Below are 24381 nucleotides of genomic sequence, written 5' to 3'. Positions count from 1 at the left end.
ACCGCGCATCGAAAAAATACAAGTTTTCATAATTGAGATAAGAACCATCAAAATGCCCTCACCGTCGTCCCCGACAGTGCATGAGCGTCACGGTTGCACGCTTGCGCGCGCAGCCACCGTGTTGGCCGGTATCCGGGCTGGTGGAATCAACCTCCATCGCCTTCCCAAGCGCGTGTTCAAAACGCTCAGTGGCTGTGATGGAAGCGGCATCTTGCGATGCGTCCACTTACCGTTGCGGGGGCAGCGCAGGTTAGGCTTGCCAGTTTGGCTCACCCTCCTGCTTCCCGTTGAACTGCGACGTGTGAACCACATCGCGAGCACCAACGAGGGAATTTTAGTGGTGTATTTCCCAAAAACCATTTTTCCCCGGCGCAAATGTAAACTGGCGTAAAACTGTCTTGACCAAAAACCTTTTGCAGTACGATTGACACCCATGCGCTTAGCCAGTCGAGACACGAATCACAGCCTTGTTATTGAGCTTCCACAAGGGCCGGTCATTCGAAAAATTAAAGGTATGGCATGAAAGTCAAATTTTGGGGAGTCCGCGGTTCCATCGCCTCGCCGGGCCCCAACACCGTCCGTTATGGTGGCAACACCACCTGCATCGAAATTCGCACCGACAACAACGAGCTCATCATTCTTGACGCCGGCACCGGTATTTTCCCGTTGTCGCAGACCCTGCTGAAAGAATTGCCGGTGACGGCCAATGTGCTGATCACCCATTCGCATTGGGACCATATTCAGGGCTTGCCGTTTTTCGTACCCAACTTTATTGCCGGCAACACCCTGCGGCTGCATGGCGCCCATGACCCGGTGTCGGGCAAAGGGATCGAGCAGGTCATGGCGGTGCAGCTTCAATACAGCTATTTCCCGGTGCGCGAAGAAGAGATGAAGGCGCGCATCGAGTACGTCACGCTGGCGCCCGATCAAAGCATTCAAATTGGCAGCGCCACCGTCACGCCGTTCATGATGAGCCACCCGGTGGTTGACTTTGGCTACCGGATTGAAGCCAACGGCAAGTCCCTCTTTTTCACCGGCGACCACGAACCGCCCTACAACATTTACGCGCCCGATGACGCCGGTTATGCGCAATGCCAACTTGAGCTTGAAGCCCGGAATGACTACCTGATTCGCGCCATGCAGGGGGTCGACGTGCTGATCACGGACGCCTCCTATACCGCCGACGAATACCCGGCCAAGAAAGGCTGGGGGCACGGCACTTACCAGTCCAGCATTGACTATGCCAAGAAGGCCGGGGTCAAGAACCTGTTCTGCACCCACCACGAACCCTCGCGCAGCGACGACGCGCTGGAGGCCGCTTTTGCCGAGGCTGTCGCAGCGCACCCGCACCGCCCCGGTGACCCCACCTATCGCCTGGCCCGCGAAGGTGACTGCTTCGAGTTCTAAGCCTGGAGTCGCGCCGTGCAACGGGTCAATTTTCACAAACCCCAAGCGCTGTATGACGTGGCAGCGACACGGCTGCTTGAACAACAAGCGCAACAAGTCCTGCCCCCGCACACCCTGATGTCCCGCGCCGGGCTGGCTGTGGCCAAGCTGGCGCTGGCTGTGGCGCCACACGCCCAACGTATCTGGGTGGCGGCCGGCCCCGGCAACAACGGCGGCGACGGCCTGGAAGCGGCCATGCATTTGCAGCGCTGGGGCAAACAGCCTGTGGTGAGCTGGCTGGGCACGCCCGATCAAGGAGCCTGGGCGGCAGAGCGTTCTGCTGCGTGTCCCCCGCCCTGCGGGCTCCTCCTTTTACCTGCGCAGAACGCTCTGCCGCCCAAACTCCAAGCGCCCGAAGACACCAAAACTTCCTGGCTTAACGCGATGGGCGCGGGCGTGCCCTTTGTCGACACACCTCCTGAAAATTTTGACCTGTGCATTGATGCGTTGCTGGGCATTGGCTCCCAACTGCGCGAGCCTGCCGGGCAAATGGCCGACTGGATTGCGCACATCAACCGCCACGGCGCACCCGTGTTGTCCGTTGATGTGCCCACCGGTTTGCAGGCAGACACCGGAGCGGCATGCACGACAAGCGTCAAAGCCAGCCACACCCTGAGCCTGCTGACCCTCAAGCCCGGCCTCTTCACCGGCCACGGGCGCGATCTGGCAGGCTGCGTCTGGCTGGACGATTTGCAGCACGGGCAAGCAAGTACCGTGGAACCCAGCGCCTGGCTGGGTGGGGAGCCGACGACAGCGGTCCGGGCGCATGCCAGCCACAAAGGCAGCTATGGCGATGTGGTCGTGGTCGGTGGCGCCAAAGGCATGACGGGTGCCGCGCTGCTGGCGGGTTCGGCGGCGCTGCATGGCGGTGCGGGCCGGGTGTTTGTCAGCCTGCTGGACGACCGGGCCATGCCTCTCGACCCAAGCCAGCCTGAACTGATGTTCCGGGCTTTGGAAACACTGGCCCTGGACAGCATGAGCGTGGTGTGTGGCTGCGGCGGTGGCACCGACATCGCAGCGCATTTACCCGGGCTGTTGAACTCGGCGGCAAACCTGGTGCTGGATGCCGACGCGCTCAATGCCATTGCCCAATCCGCGCCGCTGCAAGCACTGCTGTGCGCGCGTGGCCAGCAACAACGCACCACCGTGCTGACCCCACACCCGCTGGAGGCAGCCCGACTGCTGGCGTGCAGCACGGCTCAACTTCAGGCCAACCGGCTCGGCTGTGCGCAGCAACTGGCCCAGCGCTTCGCCTGCACGGTCGTGCTCAAGGGTTCCGGCACGGTCATTGCACAAGCCGACCGGACGCCGGTCATCAACCCGACCGGCAACGCCAAGTTGGCCACGGGCGGCACCGGCGATGTGCTGGCGGGTTTGATTGGTGCGCGCCTGGCGCAGGGTTTAAATGGCTTTGATGCCGCCTGCCAGGCTGTTTATCAGCATGGCCAGGTGGCCGACCATTGGCCGCAGCGGCAGGCGCTGACGGCGTCGCAACTGGCCCACGCGCTGGCTTAACCGCGCCCGGCGAAGGGCATGTTGGTGGCCATGACGGTGTGAAACATGACGTTGGCCTGCAAAGGCAAATTGGCCATGTAAAGCACCGACTGGCCCACAATCGCCACGTCCATCACCGGCTCGACGGCGCGAGTGCCATTGGCTTGCAAGATGCCGGTCTGCATGGCTTGCGTCATGTCGGTGGCGGCGTTGCCAATGTCGATCTGGCCCACCGCAATGCCGTACTTGCGACCATCGAGCGAAGCGGTTTTGGTCAGGCCCGACACCCCGTGTTTGGTGGCGGTGTAAGCCACCGAATTGGGGCGCGGCGTGGTGGCCGAGATGGAGCCGTTGTTGATGATGCGCCCGCCCATCGGGCTTTGGGCCTTCATGACGCGAAAGGCCTGGCGCAGGCACAAGAACATGCCGGTCAGGTTGATGTCCACCACCTTTTGCCAGTCGGCCAATGACAGGTCTTCCAGCAACACACCGGGCGGTGCGCTGGTGCCGGCGTTGTTGAACAACACGTCGACACGGCCAAACTTCTGCACGGCGGCATCAAACAAGGCCACCACCGAAGCCTCCTGTGAGACATCGGCCGCCACGGCCAGGGCACGCTCAGGTGCGCCTGACAAGGCCACCACGTCCTGCAAGGGCTGCAAGCGCCGCCCGGCCAGAACCACCTGCCAGCCACCCGCCAACAAGGCCAGCGCGGCCGCTTTTCCAATACCGGATCCTGCCCCGGTGACCAGGGCGACTTTGTTTGTTTCTGTCATGTTATTTTGTTTGATTGATTGATTGAAATTGATCAACTGCGACGGCGTGGTTTGCGCGCCTTGTCCTTGGCTTTGGCAGGCGCAGGCACCTTGGCACCGGCGCGCTTGGCAGTCCCTGCGCGCGGCAAAGGCTCGGTGATGTTACGGCTGCGCCGGCCGCCCTTGGCGCCACCGGCATCGTCCTCAAACACTTTTCTGTCAGCGCCATCGCTGCCCAGGTCACGGTCCTTGGACAAACGGGGCAACAGGCCATCACCATCGGTGAGCAGGCGGAAATCAATGCGCCGCCCATCCAGGTCGACCCGGCTCACCTGCACGCGCACACGGGTGCCCAGCACGTAACGCATGCCGGTGCGCTCGCCGCGCAACTCCTGGCGCGCTTCATCAAAGCGGTAGTACTCGCCGCCCAGCTCGGTGATGTGCACCAGGCCTTCGACGAACATGGCATCGAGCGTGACAAAAATGCCGAAACTGGTGACGGCACTGACCACACCGCTGAATTCCTCGCCCAGATGCTCGCGCATGTACTTGCATTTGAGCCAGGCCTCGACGTCACGGCTGGCTTCGTCGGCACGGCGTTCGTTGGCGCTGCAATGCAGGCCCGCAGCCTGCCAGGCCTGCATGTCAACGCTGAGCTTGCGGGGTTTCTGACCCGGCTCCTTGACCTTGGCGGCCAGGTTTTTCTCAAGGCGCTTGGACAGCTTGGCGTGCGCCTCACCCGGTGTCGGCAAGGTAGGCAACTGGTATTTGCTCTTGAGCAAAATCGCCTTGATGACGCGGTGCACCAGCAAATCAGGGTAGCGCCGGATCGGGCTGGTGAAGTGGGTGTAGGCATCAAACGCCAGGCCAAAGTGGCCGTTGTTGTCGGGCGTGTAAATGGCCTGCTGCATGGACCGCAGCAGCATGGTGTGAATCTGCTGCGCGTCCGGGCGGTCCTTGGTGGCGTTGGCAATGGCCTGGAACTCACCCGGCGCCGGGTCGTCGCTGACGTTCATGCCAATGCCGGTGATCTTCAGGAAATTGCGCAGGATTTCAATTTTCTCGGGCGTCGGGCCTTCGTGCACCCGGTACAGGCCCACGTGTTTGCCTTGCGCAATGAAATCGGCACTGCACACATTGGCCGCCAGCATGGCTTCTTCGATGAGCTTGTGCGCGTCGTTGCGGGTGCGCGGAATGATCTTTTCAATGTGGCCGGCGTCGTCGCAAACAATCTGGGTTTCCACGGTTTCAAAATCAACCGCACCACGGCGCGCGCGCGACTTGAGCAGCGCGCGGTACACATCGTGCAGGTTCATCAAATCGGGAATGCGCTCCTTGCGCTTGGACGCCTCGGGGCCGCGCGTGTTGGCCAGAATGGCCGCCACCTCGGTGTAGGTGAAACGCGCGTGGCTCCACATCACCGCCGGGTAAAACTGGTAGGCGGTCACGTCGCCGTCCGGGCTCACCATCATGTCGCAGACCATGCACAGGCGCTCGACCTCGGGGTTCAGCGAACACAGGCCGTTGGACAGTTTTTCGGGCAGCATCGGAATGACACGGCGCGGAAAATACACACTGGTGGCCCGGTCGTAGGCGTCGATGTCGATGGCCGAACCGTTTTCCACGTAATGGCTGACATCGGCAATGGCCACCAGCAAGCGCCAGCCGGACACTGCCGCCTTGCCCCTACCGATCTTGACGGGCTCGCAATACACCGCATCGTCAAAGTCGCGCGCGTCTTCACCGTCGATGGTGACCAGCGGCACGTCGGTCAGGTCCACACGGTGATTTTTGTCCTGCGGCCGCACCGCGTCCGGCAAGGCCCGCGCCTGCGCAATGCAGGCGTCCGAAAACTCATGCGGCACATCGTACTTGCGCACCGCAATTTCAATCTCCATGCCGGGGTCGTCCATTTCGCCCAGCACTTCCTTGATGCGCCCGACAGGTTGACCAAACAGCGCCGGTGGCTCGGTCAATTCGACCACCACCACCTGGCCCACTTTGGCCAGGCCGGTGGCGGCTTTGGGGATCATCACATCCTGGCCATAACGCTTGTCTTCAGGCGCCACGATCCAGATGCCGCTCTCGCAAAGCAGGCGGCCAATGATGACCCGGGTGCTGCGCTCCATGATCTCGACCACCCGGCCTTCGGGTCGGCCCTTGCGGTCGCTGCGCACAATGCGCACCTTGACACGGTCCTTGTGCAGAACAGCGCGCATCTCGTTGGGCGCCAGGTAGATGTCGGACTCGCCGTCGTCGCGGATCACAAAGCCGTGGCCGTCGCGATGACCTTGAACTATTCCTTCAACTTCTTCCAACAATGCGCTGGTTTGCTTAATATTTTTGATACAATGCCTTTCTTTCCTGAAATGCCCAGGTGGCGGAATTGGTAGACGCACTAGTTTCAGGTACTAGCGAGTAACTTCGTGGGGGTTCGAGTCCCTTCCTGGGCACCAATATAAATGAATTCCGGTTCATTTTTATGAAAGAAACCGGATGCTTTGAATAAAAAGCCGCTGCAACAGTTTTTGACTTTGCAGCGGCTTTTTTATTTGCTGAAACCATGTCGAGCCGAACGGTCAAAACGGCTGTCCGACCAGGTCGTGCCCTTGCGCGGCCACGATGCGCGCCTTGGTAAATTCGCCCACCCGCAGCGTCTTGCTGATTTTTTCGGGTGGCAATAACTTCACCACACCATCAATTTCAGGGGCGTCGGCGTAAGACCGGCCAACACCCCCCTTTTTACCCAGGCCCGGTGCCGAGTCCACCAGAATCTGCAGGGTGGCACCGACCCGTTTTTGCAGCTTGGCGGCAGACACCTGTTCGGCCACCGCCATGAAGCGGGCACGGCGTTCTTCACGCACTTCCTGCGGCAACATGCCGCCAATGTCATTGGCGGCGGCACCCGCCACCGGGCTGTAGGCAAAGCAACCCGCCCGGTCAATTTGTGCCTCGCGCACAAAGTCCAGCAGGTGCTCGAACTCGGCCTCGGTTTCACCGGGGAAGCCGGCAATGAAGGTGCTGCGCACCACGATGTCGGGGCAAGCCTCGCGCCAGCGCAAGAGCCGCTCCATGTTTTTCTCACCGCTGGCCGGACGTTTCATGCGCTTGAGCACGTCGGGGTGGCTGTGCTGGAACGGCACATCCAGGTAAGGCAGGATGAGTCCGGACGCCATCAGCGGCAGGATGTCGTCCACACTGGGGTAGGGGTAAACATAGTGCAGCCGAACCCAGGCACCATGCGCTTGCGCCATCTCGCCCAAGGACTGTGCCAATTCAAACAAGCGGGTCTTGATGGGCTTGCCGTTCCAGAAACCGGTGCGGTATTTCACATCGACGCCGTAGGCCGAGGTGTCCTGGCTGATCACCAGCAGCTCTTTCACGCCGCCGTCAAACAAGGCCTGCGCTTCCTTGAGCACGTCGCCAATCGGGCGCGACACCAGGTCACCGCGCATCGACGGGATGATGCAAAAGGTGCAGCGGTGGTTGCAACCTTCGCTGATCTTGAGGTAAGCGTAATGCCGTGGCGTGAGCTTGATGCCGGCAATGCCAAAGGCATTAGGCACCAGGTCAACAAACGGATCATGCGGCTTGGGCAGGTGGGCATGCACCGCGTCCATCACTTCCTGGGTGGCGTGCGGGCCGGTGACTGCCAGCACGCTCGGGTGCATTTGCCGCACCAGGTTGCCACCGCCCTCGCCTTCCTTGGCACCCAGGCAACCGGTCACGATGACCTTGCCGTTTTCTGCCAAGGCCTCGCCAATGGTGTCCAGGCTTTCCCGAACCGCATCGTCAATGAAGCCGCAGGTGTTCACGATAACCAGGTCCGCGCCCTCGAAGGTTTTGGAGGTTTGATAACCTTCGGCGCTGAGCTGCGTCAGGATCAGTTCAGAGTCGGTCAAGGCCTTCGGGCAACCCAGGCTGACAAAGCCCACTTTGGGGGCGGCCGCAGCCGCTGTGATGGGAGCATTCATGACGTCATTCAACCTTTTTTGGGTGGCACATTGTTAAGGCCAAAGGCACCCAACATCTGGCCGGCCTGCTTTTGCATCTGGTCCTGCATTTGCGCCAGCCAGGACTTGGATTGATCCAGGCTGCCGCCCAGCATGGCTTGCATCACCGGGGGCTGCATGGCCGTGTACTGCGTCCACATCTCCGGCGTGAAACCCTTGGTTTGCTCGGCAAAACGGGTCTGCGTGTCGATCAGCGTCTGGATGTTTTTTTCCAGGTAGCCGCCCAAAAAGCCCTGCATGGCATGGCCATAAAAACGGATCAGACTCTCCAGCACCGGCGCGGTGAACATGGGCGAGCCACTGGTCTCGGCCTCCAGAATGATCTGCAACAAAATGCTGCGCGTCAGGTTGTCGCCGGTCTTGGCGTCCAGCACTTCAAAGGGCTCGCTTTGCATCACCAGGTCTTTGACTTCAGACAAGGTGATGTAGGTCGAAGTGGCGGTGTCGTAAAGCCTGCGGTTGGGGTACTTCTTGATGACGCGGTGGGCAGTTGGCGTCTCGGGGGTCTTGTTTTCCATGTCGGGTCAATCGTGAGCAGTCAAGCTCGTATTTTCAAGGGCAATGCCCCATTTGGCCAGTGCCGCGTCATCACTGACACGGGCATCCACCCAGCGTGCGCCGGTGGGCGTTTGTTCTTTTTTCCAGAACGGGGCCTGGGTTTTAAGGTAATCCATCAAAAATTCGCAGGCCTGAAAGCTCTCGCCCCGGTGCGCTGACGTTACCGCCACCAGCACAATTTGGTCCAGCGGCGCCAGCAGGCCGACACGGTGGATGACGCGGGCGCCAAAAATGTCAAAGCGCTGCAGCGCGGCGTCAATCATGGCCTCGATCGATTTTTCGGTCATGCCCGGGTAATGCTCCAGTTCCATGCTGGCAATGCTGCCGGGCTCGCCCGCCGTTCGGTCACGCACGGTGCCAATGAAACTGCAGACGGCACCGACACGCGGGTCCTGCGCACGCAAGGCCGCCACCTCGGCGCTGAGGTCAAAGTCGGTGGTCTGAATACTGACGCGGGGGCTGTTGTGCGTTGGCATGGTTCTCAACCTCCGGTCACAGGCGGGAAGAAGGCCACTTCGGCGCCGTCGGTCAACGCGGCCGACTCCTGGCACATCAGCTGGTTCAGCGCCAGGCGCACCGACTTGCCACGGGCCAGACTGTCGGCATAGGCGCCACCCAGGGCGATGAGTTCGTCGCGCAGTGCGCCCAGCGTGGTCGCTTCGGTCTCGCGCTGCTCGTTGGCCACACCGATCGCCTCGCGAATGGACGCAAAATATTTCACCGTCACCTTCATGCCAGCAACTCCGAAAAGGGAATGAAACGCACCACATCACCAGGCGTGATGGTCGCGCCGGGCGGGGTGTCGACCAAGCCGTCGCCCCACACTGCCGAGGTCAGCACACCCGAACTCTGGTTGGCAAACAAGTCCAGACCACCGTTCGGGTTGCGTCTGACGCGCAGGAATTCGCGGCGTTTGTCGGCTCGGGGCCAGCTGAAGTCGGCGCGCACGGTCATCGGCGTTGGGGCCAGTTGGGTCACCCCCTGCAATTTCAGCAGGAACGGGCGCACCAGCAGCAAAAAGGTCACAAAGCTCGACACCGGGTTGCCCGGCAGGCCAATGAAATGGGCGTCAGCAACGCGGCCATAAGCAAAAGGCTTGCCCGGCTTGATGGCAATCTGCCACAAATCCAGATGGCCCAGGCTCTGCACCGCGGGCTTGATGTGGTCCTCTTCACCCACCGAGACACCGCCACTGGTCAGGATCAGGTCGTGCTGTTCCGCGGCCCCGCGCAACGCCGCAATGGTAGCCTCGCGCTGGTCCGGCACGATGCCCAGGTCACTCACCTCACAGCCCAGCCGTTTCAGCAGGGCCTTCAGGAAAAAGCGGTTCGAGTTGTAAATGGCGCCGGGCGGCATGTGTTCGGGTGCCACGGCGCCTGGCATCACGAGTTCGTCGCCGGTTGAAAACAGCGCCACCCGGGGTCGGCGCGCCACGCTCAAAACATCCATGCCAATGCTGGCCGCCAAGCCGAGTTCGGCCGGCGTCAGGCGCGCACCCCGGGCCAGCACCACCGCACCCCGGGTCACATCTTCGCCGGCACGGCGGATCCACTGGCCCGGCTTGGGCTGCGCCGTCATGCGCACCGAACCATCGGCTTGCACGTCGCAGTCTTCCTGCATCACCACGGCGTCGGCACCCGCAGGGATCGGCGCACCGGTAAATATGCGCGCCACCGACTGGGGTGCCAGCGCAGTGCCCGCACTACCCGCCGGAATGCGCTGGGACACCGGCAATGCCCGGCTTGGGTCAGTCAGGTCTGCGCAGCGCAGCGCATACCCGTCCATGGAACTGTTGTCCTGCGGCGGCACATGCAAATGCGACACCAGGTCTTGCGCCAGCACCCGGCCGTCGGCGTCAAAGGTGGCCAGCTGTTCCACGCCATCCAGCCTGGCGGCATACCCCAGCAACTGGGCCAGCGCCTCATCCAGCGACTTCATGGGCTTGGCAGCGGGACGCTCAGCAGTCATGCAACATTCTCAAAGTCATAGTCAAAACGTGGGCCTTGCGAAATCAGCCAATCGACCACCGCGTCCGGCTCATTGAGGTCCAGTACCGGCAATTGGGTCGGCACCGGCAATTGGTCTGGCGAATCGGTCGCAATGGCGGTGATGAAGTCGTCCTCCGCGTAGCGCGCGGGTTTGCCGGTGCTGGCACGCCAGACCTCGATTTTCAGCAGGTCAGACTCCTTGAAGCCTTCCACCAGCACCCAATCCACGCCCTCGTACAACTCGGCCAGCAGCTGGTGCACGGTGGGCCGCTTGGCCATTTCAAATTCACGCATCAAGGCCAGGCGCTTGTCTGACGCCACCACCACTTCAAAGGCACCGGCCTCGCGGTGGCGGTAAGTGTCCTTGCCTTCATGGTCAATGTCGAAGCGGTGATGGGCATGTTTGACCACCGACACGCGCAAGCCCCGCAGGCGCAGCGCCGGAATCAAACGCTCCACCAGCGTGGTCTTGCCGGAACCGGAAAACCCTGCAAAGCCAACCACTTTCATGCGCAGTGCCCGGCAATGAAGGTCTTGATGGCCTGCGCATCCGCCGCCATGTCGACCACGCGCTTGGGCAAGGCTTCGATGCCGTTGAACTTGGCCGGCCGATCCGGTTCGCGGCCGGTGGCTTCGACGATGGTTTCGGCAAATTTGATGGGCAGCGCGGTTTCCAGCACGATCATCGGCACACCCGCCTGCACGTGTTCGCGCGCCACCTTGACACCGTCGGCGGTGTGCGTGTCGATCATCGTGCCGTGGCGTTCCCAGGTGTCCTTGATGGTGGCCAGGCGGTCCGCATGGCTGCTCTTGCCACTGTCAAAGCCGTAGCGCGTGGCGGCCTGGCTGAAGGCCGGGTGCGCTTCGAGGTCAAAGAAACCGACACGCGCCAGGGCGTCGCCGAACAGCGCTTTTGTGCGCGCGCCGTCGCGCCCGAGCAGGTCAAAGACAAAGCGCTCGAAATTGCTCGCCTTGGAAATGTCCATCGACGGGCTGGAGGTCTCGTGGGTGTCGGCGCTGGCACGCACCCGGTAAACGCCGGTCTTGAAAAATTCGTCGAGCACGTCGTTTTCGTTGGTGGCCACCACCAGGCGGGCAATGGGCAGGCCCATCATGCGCGCCACATGGCCGGCGCAGACATTGCCAAAATTGCCGCTCGGCACGGTGAAGCTGACCTTTTCCGTGTTCTGTTGCGTGGCCTGAAAGTAGCCGGCAAAGTAGTAAACCACCTGGGCCAGCAGACGCGCCCAATTGATCGAATTGACCGTGCCAATCTTGTACTGGCGCTTGAAGTCGAGGTCGTTGCTGACGGCCTTGACCATGTCCTGGCAGTCGTCAAACACGCCGTCCACGGCAATGTTGAAAATGTTGTCGTCCATCAGGCTGAACATTTGCGCCTGCTGGAATGGGCTCATGCGACCCTTCGGGCTGGTCATGAAGACGCGCACGCCCTTCTTGCCGCGCATGGCGTATTCGGCCGCGCTGCCGGTGTCGCCGCTGGTGGCGCCCAGAATGTTGAGCTCTTCGCCGCGGCGTGCCAGTTCATACTCGAACAGGTTGCCGAGCAATTGCATGGCCATGTCCTTGAAGGCCAGCGTCGGGCCGTTGGACAAGGCTTCCAGCCAGATGCCGTTCTCCAGCGCCCTCAACGGCACGATCTCTTTCGAGCCAAACACCTCGGCGGTGTAGGTTTTCTGGCACAAGGCTTTCAGGTCAACGGCAGGGATGTCGTCAATGTAGAGCGACAGCACCTCGAACGCCAATTCGGCGTAGCCCTGGTTCTGGTACAGGCCGCGCCAACGGCTCAGGGTGGCGTCGTCCACCTTGGGGTAGTGCTCGGGCAGGTACAAGCCGCCATCGGGCGCCAGGCCTTCGAGCAGGATGTCGCAAAAATGTTTGGGGCTTTGGTCACCCCGGGTCGAGATGTATTTCATGTCAGGCCAGTTCTTCCTTGCGAATGCGGGTGATGGGTTCCAGCACCGTGGGCAGCGCCTGCATCTGCGCAATGGCCGCATTCATGCACGCCTCCTGGCAGTCGTGGGTCAGGATGATGACATCGGTCTGGGCCACCTTGGCATCGGCAGACACCTCATCGGCTTCGCGCTGCAGCACCGCATCAATGCTGATGCCGGCGTCGGCCAGAATGCCCGTGACCTTGGCCAGCACACCGGTCTCGTCGGCCACACGCAAACGCAGGTAGTAGCTGGTGACCACCTCGCCCATCGGCATCACCGGCAGGTCGCTCATGGCGTTGGGCTGGAACGCCAGATGCGGGACGCGTTGGGCTGCGTCTGCGGTGTGCAGGCGCGTGATGTCGACCAGGTCGGCAATCACCGCGCTGGCGGTGGGCTCGGAGCCCGCGCCCTTGCCGTAATACAGCGTGGTGCCCACGGCATCGCCCTGCACCACCACGGCGTTCATGGCGCCTTCCACGTTGGCGATCAGGCGCTTGGCCGGAATCAAACAGGGGTGCACGCGCAGCTCAATGCCCTTGGGCGTGCGCTTGGTGATGCCCAGCAGCTTGATGCGGTAGCCCAGCTGCTCGGCGTACTTGATGTCGGCCGCGCCCAGCTTGGTGATGCCTTCCACGTAAGCCTTGTCAAACTGCACCGGAATGCCGAAGGCAATGGCCGACATGATGGTGGCTTTGTGCGCCGCATCAACGCCTTCGATGTCAAAGGTCGGGTCGGCCTCGGCGTAGCCCAGGGCCTGCGCCTGCTTGAGCGCCACGGCAAAGTCCAGCCCCTTGTCGCGCATTTCGCTCAGGATGAAGTTGGTGGTGCCGTTGATGATGCCGGCAATCCACTGAATGCTGTTGGCCGTCAAGCCTTCGCGCAGCGCCTTGATGATCGGGATACCGCCGGCCACCGCGGCCTCAAACGCCACCATCACGCCTTTGCTTGATGCCGCCGCAAAAATCTCCGTGCCATGCACGGCCAGCAAGGCCTTATTGGCCGTCACCACATGTTTTCCCGCCGCAATGGCCTCGAGCACCAGGGTCTTGGCCACACCGTAGCCACCTATCAGCTCGATCACGATGTCGATGTCGGGGTTGGCAAGGACGGCGCGCGCGTCGTTCACCACGGTCACACCCGGCCCCACCAGCTCGCGCGCACGCTCAACGTTCAGGTCGGCCACCATGGTGATCTGGATGCCGCGACCGGCGCGACGCTTGATTTCTTCCTGGTTGCGCAGCAGCACATTGAAAGTGCCAGAGCCAACAACCCCGATGCCCAACAGACCAACTTGAATAGGTTTCATAAAAATTTAAAAGGGAAAATGAATTAATTGCTGTGCCGCTTGCGGTAGCCTTCGAGAAATTTGGCCACGCGGCCAATGGCTTCGCGCAAATCATCCTCGTGCGGCAAAAACACAATGCGGAAATGGTCCGGCGCCGGCCAGTTGAAGCCCGTGCCCTGCACCAGCATGACCTTGGTGTCCTTCAACAGCTCCAGAAAAAACTGCTGGTCGTCCGCAATCGGGTACATCACCGGGTCGAGCTTGGGGAACATGTAAAGCGCCGCCACGGGCTTGACGCAACTCACGCCCGGAATCGCGGTGATGAGTTCATAGGCCAGGTCGCGTTGCCGCCGCAAGCGCCCGCCTTCACACACCAGGTCGTTGATGCTCTGGTAACCACCCAAAGCGGTCTGAATCGCCCATTGGCCTGGCACGTTGGAGCACAGCCGCATGTTCGAGAGCATGTTGAGTCCTTCGATGTAGTCCTTGGCGGGCTTTTTGTCGCCAGAAACAACCATCCAGCCCGCGCGGTAGCCGCACGAACGGTAGCTTTTGGACAGCGAATTGAAAGTGAGCGTCAGCACATCGTCGCTCAGCGAGGCCATGGCCGTGTGCTTGACGCCGTCGTACAAGACCTTGTCATAGACCTCGTCGGCAAATATCACCAGCCCATGTTCACGCGCAATCTGCACCAGGGCTTTCAGCAACTCGTCAGAGTACATGGCGCCGGTCGGGTTGTTGGGGTTGATCACCACCAGGCCCTTGGTGCGCGGCGTGATCTTGGCCCGCAGGTCGTTCAGGTCGGGCATCCAGCCATTGGCTTCGTCGCACAGGTAATGCACCGGTGTGCCACCCGACAGGCTGGCGGCCGCCGTCCACAGGGGGTAGTCGGGCGACGGCAGCAGGAGCTCGTCGCCATCGTCCAGCAGCGCGTTGGTGGCCATCACAATGAGTTCACTGGCGCCATTGCCCAAATAGATGTCGTCGAGCGTGACCCCCTTGATGCCCTGCTTCTGGGTCTCGTGCATGACCGCCTTGCGCGCCGCAAAAATGCCCTTGCTGTCCGAATAGGCCGCCGAATTGGGCAGGTTGCGGATCATGTCCTGCTGGATTTCTTCAGGCGAGTCAAAGCCAAACACGGCCAGGTTGCCGATGTTGAGCTTGATGATCTTGTGGCCTTCTTCCTCCATCTGACGCGCGGCGTCCATGATGGGGCCGCGAATGTCATAACAAACGTTGGCCAGTTTGGCTGATTTACGTATGGTCTTCAAAGTCCCTCCGGGCGTGCTCGCCACGTGGCGAAACCTATAATTTGACCACAAGTCTCGCCCGCGTCGCTTTAAGTCAACGCCGTTCCCATAACCAGCCCTGCCTCATGAAAATCCACCCCGACATCATCAGTGCGCCTTTCATCAGCTCCTATGGCAAGGGCTGGGTGCAGATGGCGGGCGAGCAACTGACCCGCAGCGTGGTGCTTTGCTCTGATGGCCGACGCTTTGACTGGGCCTGCACACGCTTTGACGCGCTGACAGCCGGGCACTTTGCGCAATTGGCCGAGCTGAAAACCGAATTGGTCATTTTTGGCAGTGGCGAACGCCTGCGCTTTCCGGCTGCAGCCCTGACCCGTGCCCTGATCGAGTGCCAGATTGGCATCGAAACCATGGACACCCAGGCCGCCTGCCGCACCTACAACGTTCTGGCCGGCGAAGGCCGCCATGTGGCCGTGGCCTTGTTGATGGAGACTGCGGACGACGGATGTCAATAGGCACACGATCTCAACGTGGATGTGCCCGGCCCACGAAAGTGCCAGTCAAATCAGAGTAAAATACGGGCCTTGTAGTCGGGGGCGCACAAGCGCATAAGAGGATAGTGTCCACGACTTGAGAGACCGACGCATCCTGTCACACGAGATCGAAAAAACATGGCGATAGTTGTCAATAAACCCATCCCTGAATTTGAATCTAATGCTACTGGTGGTATCCGGGTCACCAACACCTCTCACCTCGGTCATGTTGTCATCCTGTATTTTTACCCCAAGGACAACACACCCGGTTGTACCACCGAAGCCATGCAGTTTCGTGATAAATACAAAGATTTTGTAAAAGCCGGGGCCACGGTTTTTGGCGTCTCCCGTGACAACATGCGTTCCCACGAAGAATTCAAAACCAAACTCGAACTGCCCTTCGAGCTGATTGCCGACACCGAAGAAAAAATGTGCCACATGTTCGGTGTGGTCAAAAACAAGATCATGTACGGCAAGAAGGTCAAGGGCATCGAGCGCAGCACCTTCCTCATCGGCGCTGACGGCCTGCTCAAGGAAGAGTGGCGCGGTCTCAAGGTGCCTGGCCATGTGGACGACGTGCTCAATGCCGTCAAGGAACTGCAAAAAACACCGGCCCTGGCCTGACCCTGACCGGGGTTCTGATGACCCCAAACACACCCACCCAGCAGTTCCGTCACAAGGCTCATGCATAATCAATCGCATGCCGAAGACCACATTCTGTATTTTGAAAAAGCCGCCCGGTTGACCTGGCGGCTTTTTTATTTTTGACCTCACAATTTTCCAACGCGCAGGAGTTTCAAATGCCTTTGCCCACTGCCCCGACCAAACGCGCCGCCTTGTTGTCGCAACAGGACTTCAACGTGCCAGCCCGTCCCAGAACCAAAAGCAGCACGCAAAAAACGCCGTCAGCCAAGTTGCCAGAAGCCCTGGTGGCCGAGCAGCCGCCCGTCACCCTGGCCGCGCCTGCCCAGCAAACCACCGCACCCGCAGCGCTGCCACCCGCCCCGGCCAAGCGCCGGCGTGAACCAGCGCCCGCCGTGCAAGCCACCAGCCGCCCCAAACGCCGGCTGGAAGGCCCCAGCAAGCTTTTTGTGCTGGACACCAATGTGCTGCTGCACGACCCCAGCTGCCTGTTCCGCTTTGAGGAGCACGACGTCTTTTTGCCCATGATCGTGCTCGAAGAGCTCGACGGGCACAAAAAAGGCATGACCGAAGTGGCCAGAAACGGCCGTCAAACCAGCCGTTCGCTCGATGCCCTGGCCGAGCACCAGGGCTCGGACATCCGCACCGGCTTGCCGCTGAACTCCACCGGGCACACCGAAGCGCGTGGGCGCTTGTTTTTTCAGACCCAGCTGCTCAGCTACGAACTCCCCGCCAGCCTGCCACAAGGCAAGGCCGACAACCAGATTCTGGGCGTGGTGGAAGCCCTGCGCAAACAGCACGCCCCGCGCGACGTGGTGCTGGTCTCCAAAGACATCAACATGCGCGTCAAGGCCCGCGCACTGGGCCTGAGCGCCGAAGATTACCAAAACGACAAAACCCTGGAAGACGGCGACCTGCTGTACAGCGGCGCCTATGCCCTGCCCACCGACTTCTGGAACACCCATGGCAGCACGGTGGAAAGCTGGCAGCAAGGCGCCCACACCTTTTACCGGGTCACCGGGCCGGTGGTGCCGCAACTGCTGATCAACCAGTTTGTGTATTTTGAAGCACCGGGTGAGCCCAGCCTGTACGCCAAGGTCACGGAAATTCGCGAAAAAACAGCGGTTTTCAGGACCCTCAAAGACTTCACCCACCTGAAAAATGCGGTGTGGGGCATTTCGACCCGCAACCGGGAACAAAACTTTGCCATGAACCTGTTGATGGACCCGGAGGTCGACTTTGTCACCCTGACCGGCACGGCCGGCACCGGCAAAACACTGCTGGCACTGGCTTCGGGCCTGACGCAGGTGCTTGATGAGCGGCGCTACACCGAAATCATTGTCACCCGCGCCACCGTGAGCGTGGGCGAAGACATCGGCTTTTTACCGGGTACCGAAGAAGAAAAAATGGGCCCCTGGATGGGCGCCCTGGACGACAACCTGGAAGTGCTGGGCAAAACCGACACCGCCGCCGGTGATTGGGGCCGCGCCGCCACCAACGAACTCATTCGCAGCCGCATCAAGATCAAAAGCATGAACTTCATGCGCGGTCGCACCTTTTTGAACAAGTACGTGATCATCGACGAGGCGCAAAACCTGACGCCCAAGCAGATGAAAACCCTGATCACCCGCGCTGGCCCCGGCACCAAAATCATTTGCATGGGCAACATCGCACAAATCGACACGCCTTACCTCACCGAAGGCTCGTCCGGCCTGACCTATGCGGTAGACAAGTTCAAGGGCTGGCAACACAGCGGCCACATCACGCTGGCGCGCGGCGAGCGTTCACGGTTGGCGGATTTTGCGAGTGAAGTACTTTAATTAGTTGGGGTCAGAAGTCCCCACTCGCCCCACTGGCCATCGACTCGAATTTGGTGATCTTGTTCAGGAAAGTCAGCTTGACGACCCCGGTGGGGCCGTTACGCTGCTTGGCAATGATGACCTCGGCCACGCCGGGTTCCTTGCAGGCATCCTTGGTGTAGTACTCGTCGCGGTAAATGAACATGATGATGTCGGCGTCCTGCTCAATGGCGCCCGACTCACGCAAGTCGCTCATCATGGGGCGCTTGTCCGGGCGCTGTTCCACGCTTCGGTTCAGCTGCGACAAGGCAATCACCGGGCATTTCAGTTCCTTGGCCAGCATCTTCAAGCCACGGGAAATCTCACCCAGCTCGGTCGCACGGTTTTCGCCGTCACTGCCGTTGGAGCCGCTCATCAGTTGCAGGTAGTCCACCACAATCAGGCCCAACTGCCCGCATTGGCGTGACAACCTGCGTGCATTGGCGCGCAACTCGCTCGACGTCAGGCCAGCCGTCTCGTCGATGTGCAGGGAAATGGTGCGCAGCTTTTCGATGGCTTCCGACAGGCGCGGCCATTCATCATCGGTCAACTTGCCGGTTCGCAAATGACCCTGGTCAATGCGCCCAATGGAGCCCACAATACGCACGGCCAGTTGCGCCGCGCCCATTTCCATCGAAAACACGGCCACCGGCAAGCCTTCATTGAGCGCCACATGCTCGGCAATATTGATGGCCAGCGCCGTCTTGCCCATCGACGGGCGCGCCGCCAGCACCACCAGGTCACCCCCTTGCAAGCCGGCCGTCATGCGGTCCAGGTCATAGAAACCGGTGGGCACACCGGTGACGTCATTGGGGTTGTCAGCCATTTCCTGCACCCGGTCGAGCAACTCAACCACCAGCGTGTCCATGGTCTGAAAGCCCTGTTTGGTGCGGGCGCCCTCCTCGCCAATATTGAAAATCTTTTGTTCGGCTTCGTCCAGAATCGCCGCCACCGGGCGGCCCTTGGGGTTGAAGGCGTTGGCCGAAATTTCTTCGCTGGTGGAAACCAGTTTGCGCAAAATGGAGCGTTCGCGCACGATCTCGGCGTAACGGCGAATGTTGCCGGTACTGGGCACGTACTGCGCCAGCGCATTGAGGTAATGCAGGCCACCCACTTCTTCGGCCTTGCCCGAGCTCTGCAACTGCTCATACACCGTGATCACATCGGCCGGTTTGCCGCTGTTGATCAGCAAACTCAGGGCGGCAAACACCTGGCGGTGCTCAAAGCGGTAAAAATCGTTTTCCGACAGGACATCGCTCACCCGGTCCCAGGCGGCGTTGTCGAGCAGCAAGCTCCCGAGCACGCTGGACTCCGCCTCGATGGAATGCGGCGGAATACGCAACTGGGCTACCTGGCGGTCGGTGCCCAAGTCGTCGTTCAGGGAGGAGAGAATGGCAGACATGGTGTTTCCTTAAGACCCCGGATGTTACGACCTGCAGCGCGCCCTTGTGCGAACGGAAAGTAACAAATTTGCCAAATATGGGGGCTACTCTTGAAGCTACAATCGTTTGAAAATAAAACAACGCACGCTATCGGCCAATCTGTCACACGCTCACCCGGGCGCGCATTGGCTGCGGTAGCCATTCCAAATCCCACATGCCCACCCGCCGCCAGTCTGCCAACGACGACACCTTATTCTGGACGCTCAAATTGCTCCAGGACAAGCCCGGCATGACCCAGCGGACCCTGGCCAAAGAAGTTGGCATCAACGTCAGCAGCATCAATTTTTGCCTGAAAGCCTTGCTTGAAAAAGGCTGGATCAAGATGGGCAACTTCAGCAAAAACCCCAACAAACTGGGCTATGCCTACCTGCTCACCCCCATTGGCATGGCTGAAAAAGCCGCGCTGACCAAACGCTTTCTGCAACGCAAGATGGCTGAATATGAAAAGCTGCGTGAAGAAATAGCACTTTTAGAGCGAGAAACGCAAAAGCAGGATGCTTTGAAGGATGGCAAACCCCATGAATGAACCTATGCCTCAAACCCCCGAATCCGTCATTGCGAGCGAAGCGCAGCAATCCATGACTTCTGAAGACGACGAAATCAGTCTACTAGACCTCCTCCAGGTCGTAGCTGACAACCTCCGCCTGCTCATCCTCGCCCCCCTAGCTGCCGGCCTGTTGGCTTTAGGCATCCCTTGCAAACAAAGCAGCGCCGTTATTGGGTTTTAGCGGGCTGTTCAGATCACGATATTAAGGTTTAGTGGGACTTAAAGATAGTCCCCCCAGCAGCATTCCAGAATTATCAAAGTGCAGTCAGGCAACTATCTCAATGAAGCCAACAGTGACATTTGAAGACACTTACGAGCCGGTTAAACCTTAATTGAAAAAGACATTATTTTCATAAAACGAAGCAAGCTATATATGAACAAATCAAAAATTAATTACAAGTTTCTAAAAAGTGCTCTCGATACGACAGATATTGGAAAAGTAATATCATGGATAAACCAACAAAACAACGCCGTTAATGTCTCTGTACAAAAAGTACCTTTTTCTAAATTGCGGAAATGGCATCTTGATGCCAAGCTGGGAAATTTAAGACATGAATCAGGCCAATTTTTCTCCATTGATGGAATAAGAATAAATACAACAATGGGGAATATAAAATCCTGGGATCAGCCAATTATAAATCAACCTGAAGTTGGATATCTCGGATTCATAACAAAAGAAATAAATGGAGTATTGCAGTTTCTAGTTCAAGCAAAGATTGAACCGGGAAACGTAAATTGTGTGCAATTGTCACCGACCTTGCAAGCAACTAGAAGCAATTATAAGCAAATACATGGTGGCAAGAAGCCACCATACCTTGACTATTTTCAAAATGCAGATAAAAGTCAAATTTTATTAGATCAGCTACAGTCTGAGCAGGGGGGTCGATTTTTAAAAAAAAGAAATAGAAACATCATTATTCAGGTAAATGAAGAAGTACCACTACTTGAGAATTACATCTGGCTGACGCTTGGACAACTTAAATCACTCATGCAGACCGAAAATCTTGTAAACATGGATACTCGAACGGTAATTTCGGGAATTCCAATGGGATCTTTCGATCCGCAAATTATTGATATTTATGGTTTTCTAGGAAATCTTAGCTTTAATGGAAATCGGATGTTAAAGTCGGCTCTAGATTCCTCAGATAGTTTTAATAGTATTGAGCAAATCATAACTTTTATAACTGAGATCAAAAGCGGAAATAGTTTAGATATTGTAAAAATCCCTCTCATCGATATGAATGGTTGGCAAATAACTGATACTGAAATAAAGAGAATTGATAATAGATTTTTCAAAATCATTGGAGTAGACGTAGAAATTAGCAATAGAGAGGTGGCGAGTTGGTCGCAGCCGATGGTCGAGCCAGCCCAAGAGGGGTTATGTGCATTCGTTTGCAAAGAAATTAATGAAAAATTGCATTTTGCAGTACAAACAAAATTTGAATGTGGGAATTACGATATTGTGGAGTTCGCACCAACAGTTCAGACTCTTACTGGTGACTATAGGTTGCAGAAAGCCAGCATCCCGTTTTTGGAATATTTACTTTCCGCGCCTCGCGAAAAAATATATTTAGATACGAATCAATCAGAAGAAGGCGGTAGATTTTATAAAGAACAAAACCGCAACATGATTGTGATAGCAGGTGACGAGATACCTATCGAATTGCCAGAAAATTTCATATGGATGACTTTGAGCCAACTTGCAATATTTATTAAATATAATAATTATTTGAATATTCAGGCTCGAAATTTAATAGCCAGTATAACGTTCAAGTAGTAACAAAGTGAAGAAAATAAATATTGGAGTATTGGGCTGTGCGAATATTGCGAAACGATATGTTCTTCCCGCAATTAACGATCTAGAGCAATACAAACTCCACGGTATTGCAAGCAGATCAACATGTAAAGCTGAAGAGTATGCCAAAATATTTAAGACAAAAGCGTTTAATGGATATAATCAAATTTTAGATGAGGACTTGGACGCAGTCTACATACCACTTCCCAATAGTTTACACTACTATTGGATTAAAAAATCTGTCAATAAAAATATTCATGTATTGGTGGAGAAGTCATTGGCTTGCACATTGAATGAGGTTGTTGAACTCAATGACTTGGCAAGGCAAAAAAACGTTGTCCTTGTTGAAAATTTTCAGTTTCGCTTTCATTGCCAGCTATTATTTATCAAAAACCTATTAGAGAGCGGCCGGATTGGGGAATTAAGATCTATACGATCATCATTTGGTTTTCCACCATTTCGCGACAAGGAAAATATAAGATACCAAAAGGATCTAGGTGGTGGGGCACTGCTTGACGCGGGCGCGTACACCTTGAAAATATCACAAATGTTCTTGGGGAGTGAAATCTATGTCGATAGCGCTAGTCTCGAATTTTCATCAGACAAGAATGTTGATATATGGGGTAGTGCTTTCCTGAAGCAGAAAAATGGTAAGCTTACTTCACAGGTAACATTTGGATTCGATAATTACTACCAAAATAGTATCGAGATATGGGGGAGTAATGGCAAAATTACTGCCCCCAGAATTTTTACAGCAGCACCTGGGTTCGAACCATCAATAATTCTAGAATCTGATGGAAAGATAGAATGCATAAAACTTTCGCCTGATGATCATTTCAAAAAAATGTTAATATACTTTTATAATTTAGTTCATTCAAAAGTTGGTTTAGATGATGAGTACATGCAAAATATTAATCAAGCACGGTTAATAGAAGAATTGTTTGAAAAGGCTCAATGAAATTAAGTAAATCCTTGACTTACGATTAAGGCTCGGAGATGGCGCTGCACCAAACCTTAGCGCAGACCTTAAGCTGGCCATCTTCTTATGCGACCTGTACAGCCCGTTGCAGTAAGGTTCCAGCGAGAACGCCAAAAATTTGGACAATTATGAAAATAGCAATATTTGGAATTGGATTTTTGGGGGGTAAACTAATGAAGTATCTCTCTAATGAATTCGAGGTAGTCGGGGCGAGTAAAAATTCACATGATAGTTTTGTTAAACAGATTGATGCAACAGATATAAATAGACTTGAAGAATTTCTAAATATTGAGAAACCGGATATTGTAATTGACACAATTGCTCTTTCAAGCTATTTTTTGTGTGAAAAAGATCCAAAGCTTTGTAAAACGTTAAATTATGATACTGCAAAAAATATCGCCAAAATATGCAGAAAAATAAATGCAAAAATGATTTTTATATCATCATCATATGTGTTTAATGGAAAAATTGGAAATTACTCTGAAACAGATATTCCAGATTCTACAAACAAATATGCTAGGTCAAAAATTCGAGCGGAAAAATTGGTTTTAAAGTTAAAAGATGCGCTCGTGATCAGAATCGAACCATTATATGGATATGATGAGAAGGATAATCAAATTAAAGTTGGAACAAATACTTTTGAAAGTGATATTGCAGTCGGATATCCAGATATATTACGAAATCCAGTTTATATAAATGATATTCCAAAAGTTATCAAAAGTTTGATTGAAAATAATCAGAGTGGTATTTTTCATATTGCGGGTCCTCGGAAAATGAAATGGATAGATTTTTTAAAAACCCTTGCGTCAATAATACATGCAGAAAATAAAGTAACTATTGTTGACAACTCCAATTGGCTATTAAAGCCACCCCATGATTCAAGCCTAAATATTTCAAAAATTAACTCTCTTGGTATCACGACAACTTCTTTTGAAATCGCTTTAAATGAGTTGAGAAGATTTTAAAAATAGGTTATTAAAATCTAGGAAAGCTCTGCAATCGTCATCGTAATAACTGAAACAAGCCACCTTCGTCACCACCGGATTTTAATTAGTCACTAAGAGAACATGCAACGTGAGTTTCTTGGCGATATGAATCTTGTTGTGCCCAGGACTGAGTTGACTGACTTGATCAAACCTTTTGAATCTGCATGCGAAAAATTGACGCCTGCCATTTCCCATTTGCACATTGCTGATACTACTTTGATTACAGCACACAGCTCCACCAAGAAAAGCACGCATGAGCTTGCCCAAGAGATCCACCAAACCAATAGAGGCAACCATTGGCACTTCGATATCAAGGCCCAAGTTGACGCAGACGCTGAATCCGGCTTGGTTCATACGGTTACGGGCACTCCTGCCAATGAGGACGGCTTCACACAAGCCCATGCTTTGCTGCGCGGCGAAGAGGATGTTGTGTTTGCAGATCCCGGCTATCGCGGCATCACTAAACGCGAAAAGATTCAAGCGCAGCACCCAAGTGTGGACTGGCAAGTTGCCACGATGCATGGCAAGCGCCGGGATTTCAAGAAGAGGAAAACTGTAGACGCCTTGATCGACAAGTTGAAAAAGGCCAACGCGAGCATTTGGGCCAAAGCGGGATACACGTTCAGTGTCATAAAATGTCAGCTTGGATATCGCAAGATTCGGTATCGGGGCTTGATCAAATACATGGCGCAACTGATCACGCTTTTTGCGCTGAGCTACTTGTCAATGGTGAGAAAACGCATTATTCAGGGAACTGCGGGATGAGTGCGCCTGCAGCGTAAGCAGATGCCCAAAAGGAGGTACAAGAGGCCCGCAAATGGACATAAGACCTGTGAAATTCGTAAATCAGAGGAACGAAGGTTCGTCTGGTGAAC

At 56.4% G+C, this 24381-nt stretch carries 23 protein-coding genes, 1 tRNA gene and 1 riboswitch; of the genes, 12 read left to right on the top strand and 12 right to left on the bottom strand.

Going from position 1 to position 24381, the window contains the following annotated elements:
* Positions 1 to 105: 105 nt before the first annotated feature.
* A riboswitch (cobalamin riboswitch) is annotated at positions 106 to 340 on the bottom strand.
* A gap of 179 nt (positions 341 to 519) precedes the next feature.
* Both Q7U49_RS16640 and Q7U49_RS16635 read left to right on the top strand, forming a co-directional pair.
* Positions 520 to 1407: an MBL fold metallo-hydrolase gene (locus Q7U49_RS16640; protein WP_304766342.1), complete on the top strand. Its 888-nt coding sequence runs from the start codon at positions 520 to 522 to the stop codon at positions 1405 to 1407.
* A 15-nt stretch (positions 1408 to 1422) separates the two neighbouring features.
* The gene (locus Q7U49_RS16635; protein ID WP_304766339.1) at positions 1423 to 2961 is read left to right on the top strand and encodes an NAD(P)H-hydrate dehydratase; all 1539 of its coding nucleotides are present in this window, start codon (positions 1423 to 1425) and stop codon (positions 2959 to 2961) included.
* On the opposite strand, the gene Q7U49_RS16630 is transcribed toward Q7U49_RS16635, so the two are convergent.
* Complete coding sequence (locus Q7U49_RS16630; RefSeq protein ID WP_304766337.1) at positions 2958 to 3716, bottom strand: SDR family oxidoreductase; 759 nt, start codon at positions 3714 to 3716, stop codon at positions 2958 to 2960. The genes Q7U49_RS16635 and Q7U49_RS16630 overlap by 4 nt on opposite strands.
* A 32-nt stretch (positions 3717 to 3748) precedes the next feature.
* Positions 3749 to 6016 carry a ribonuclease R gene (gene rnr, locus Q7U49_RS16625; protein ID WP_370654028.1) on the bottom strand — a complete coding sequence of 756 codons (2268 nt, stop codon included), beginning with the start codon at positions 6014 to 6016 and terminating at the stop codon, positions 3749 to 3751.
* Between the two features lie 50 nt (positions 6017 to 6066).
* Here rnr and Q7U49_RS16620 point away from each other — a divergent pair.
* Positions 6067 to 6151, top strand: a tRNA-Leu gene (locus tag Q7U49_RS16620).
* A gap of 123 nt (positions 6152 to 6274) precedes the next feature.
* Here Q7U49_RS16620 and rimO read toward each other — a convergent pair.
* Genes rimO through Q7U49_RS16575 form a run of 9 tightly spaced genes read right to left on the bottom strand, consistent with a single transcriptional unit; the run spans position 6275 to position 14765 of the window.
* Positions 6275 to 7669, bottom strand: a complete 1395-nt coding sequence (rimO, locus tag Q7U49_RS16615) for a 30S ribosomal protein S12 methylthiotransferase RimO (RefSeq protein WP_304766334.1) — start codon at positions 7667 to 7669, stop codon at positions 6275 to 6277.
* A gap of 8 nt (positions 7670 to 7677) precedes the next feature.
* Entirely contained in the window at positions 7678 to 8226 is a 549-nt protein-coding gene (gene phaR / locus Q7U49_RS16610) for a polyhydroxyalkanoate synthesis repressor PhaR (protein WP_304766331.1), read from the bottom strand.
* 6 nt (positions 8227 to 8232) lie between these two features.
* Positions 8233 to 8742 (bottom strand): molybdenum cofactor biosynthesis protein MoaE, encoded by a 510-nt coding sequence (locus Q7U49_RS16605; protein WP_304766328.1) that lies wholly within the window; start codon positions 8740 to 8742, stop codon positions 8233 to 8235.
* A 5-nt stretch (positions 8743 to 8747) separates the two neighbouring features.
* The gene (moaD, locus tag Q7U49_RS16600; protein WP_304766325.1) at positions 8748 to 8999 is read right to left on the bottom strand and encodes a molybdopterin converting factor subunit 1; all 252 of its coding nucleotides are present in this window, start codon (positions 8997 to 8999) and stop codon (positions 8748 to 8750) included.
* A complete protein-coding gene (gene glp, locus Q7U49_RS16595; RefSeq protein ID WP_304766322.1) occupies positions 8996 to 10234 on the bottom strand; it encodes a gephyrin-like molybdotransferase Glp in 1239 nt (412 codons plus the stop codon). Before glp ends, moaD begins: the two co-directional genes overlap by 4 nt.
* Complete coding sequence (gene mobB / locus Q7U49_RS16590; protein ID WP_304766319.1) at positions 10231 to 10764, bottom strand: molybdopterin-guanine dinucleotide biosynthesis protein B; 534 nt, start codon at positions 10762 to 10764, stop codon at positions 10231 to 10233. Before mobB ends, glp begins: the two co-directional genes overlap by 4 nt.
* A complete protein-coding gene (thrC, locus tag Q7U49_RS16585) occupies positions 10761 to 12188 on the bottom strand; it encodes a threonine synthase (protein ID WP_304766316.1) in 1428 nt (475 codons plus the stop codon). The genes mobB and thrC overlap by 4 nt, the downstream gene beginning before the upstream one ends.
* 1 nt (position 12189) lies before the next feature.
* Positions 12190 to 13515, bottom strand: coding sequence for a homoserine dehydrogenase (locus Q7U49_RS16580; RefSeq protein ID WP_304766314.1), 1326 nt, complete (start codon positions 13513 to 13515; stop codon positions 12190 to 12192).
* A gap of 23 nt (positions 13516 to 13538) precedes the next feature.
* Positions 13539 to 14765 carry a pyridoxal phosphate-dependent aminotransferase gene (locus Q7U49_RS16575; RefSeq protein ID WP_304766311.1) on the bottom strand — a complete coding sequence of 409 codons (1227 nt, stop codon included), beginning with the start codon at positions 14763 to 14765 and terminating at the stop codon, positions 13539 to 13541.
* Positions 14766 to 14869: 104 nt separating this feature from the next.
* On the opposite strand from Q7U49_RS16575, the gene Q7U49_RS16570 reads away from it, so the two are divergent.
* The 3 genes from Q7U49_RS16570 (at position 14870) to Q7U49_RS16560 (ending at position 17739) form a co-directional block, all read left to right on the top strand.
* Complete coding sequence (locus Q7U49_RS16570; protein WP_304766308.1) at positions 14870 to 15259, top strand: Mth938-like domain-containing protein; 390 nt, start codon at positions 14870 to 14872, stop codon at positions 15257 to 15259.
* A gap of 156 nt (positions 15260 to 15415) precedes the next feature.
* Complete coding sequence (locus Q7U49_RS16565) at positions 15416 to 15901, top strand: peroxiredoxin (protein ID WP_304766306.1); 486 nt, start codon at positions 15416 to 15418, stop codon at positions 15899 to 15901.
* Positions 15902 to 16077: 176 nt separating this feature from the next.
* Entirely contained in the window at positions 16078 to 17739 is a 1662-nt protein-coding gene (locus Q7U49_RS16560; RefSeq protein WP_304766303.1) for a PhoH family protein, read from the top strand.
* 10 nt (positions 17740 to 17749) lie between these two features.
* Here Q7U49_RS16560 and dnaB read toward each other — a convergent pair whose 3' ends face one another.
* Positions 17750 to 19159 carry a replicative DNA helicase gene (gene dnaB / locus Q7U49_RS16555; protein ID WP_304766300.1) on the bottom strand — a complete coding sequence of 470 codons (1410 nt, stop codon included), beginning with the start codon at positions 19157 to 19159 and terminating at the stop codon, positions 17750 to 17752.
* Positions 19160 to 19353: 194 nt separating this feature from the next.
* Here dnaB and Q7U49_RS16550 point away from each other — a divergent pair, with 194 nt between their 5' ends.
* The 6 genes from Q7U49_RS16550 to Q7U49_RS16525 all read left to right on the top strand — a co-directional run bounded on the left by Q7U49_RS16550 (position 19354) and on the right by Q7U49_RS16525 (position 24271).
* Positions 19354 to 19725, top strand: a complete 372-nt coding sequence (locus tag Q7U49_RS16550; protein WP_304766298.1) for a MarR family EPS-associated transcriptional regulator — start codon at positions 19354 to 19356, stop codon at positions 19723 to 19725.
* Positions 19718 to 19927, top strand: a complete 210-nt coding sequence (locus tag Q7U49_RS16545; protein ID WP_304766295.1) for a hypothetical protein — start codon at positions 19718 to 19720, stop codon at positions 19925 to 19927. Before Q7U49_RS16550 ends, Q7U49_RS16545 begins: the two co-directional genes overlap by 8 nt.
* A gap of 192 nt (positions 19928 to 20119) precedes the next feature.
* Positions 20120 to 21523 carry an NDP-hexose 2,3-dehydratase family protein gene (locus Q7U49_RS16540; protein ID WP_304766293.1) on the top strand — a complete coding sequence of 468 codons (1404 nt, stop codon included), beginning with the start codon at positions 20120 to 20122 and terminating at the stop codon, positions 21521 to 21523.
* 7 nt (positions 21524 to 21530) lie between these two features.
* Positions 21531 to 22499, top strand: coding sequence for a Gfo/Idh/MocA family protein (locus tag Q7U49_RS16535; RefSeq protein WP_304766290.1), 969 nt, complete (start codon positions 21531 to 21533; stop codon positions 22497 to 22499).
* 38 nt (positions 22500 to 22537) lie between these two features.
* The gene (locus tag Q7U49_RS16530) at positions 22538 to 23485 is read left to right on the top strand and encodes a sugar nucleotide-binding protein (RefSeq protein WP_304766287.1); all 948 of its coding nucleotides are present in this window, start codon (positions 22538 to 22540) and stop codon (positions 23483 to 23485) included.
* Between the two features lie 102 nt (positions 23486 to 23587).
* On the top strand, positions 23588 to 24271 hold the full coding sequence (locus Q7U49_RS16525; protein WP_304766284.1) for a transposase: 684 nt from the start codon (positions 23588 to 23590) through the stop codon (positions 24269 to 24271).
* Positions 24272 to 24381: the final 110 nt, after the last annotated feature.

Source organism: Rhodoferax sp., assembly GCF_030653815.1.
In the GTDB taxonomy this organism is placed as follows: domain Bacteria; phylum Pseudomonadota; class Gammaproteobacteria; order Burkholderiales; family Burkholderiaceae_C; genus Rhodoferax.
Note: the sequence above shows the minus strand (reverse complement) of the source record. Positions and strands in the feature narration are given on the sequence as shown.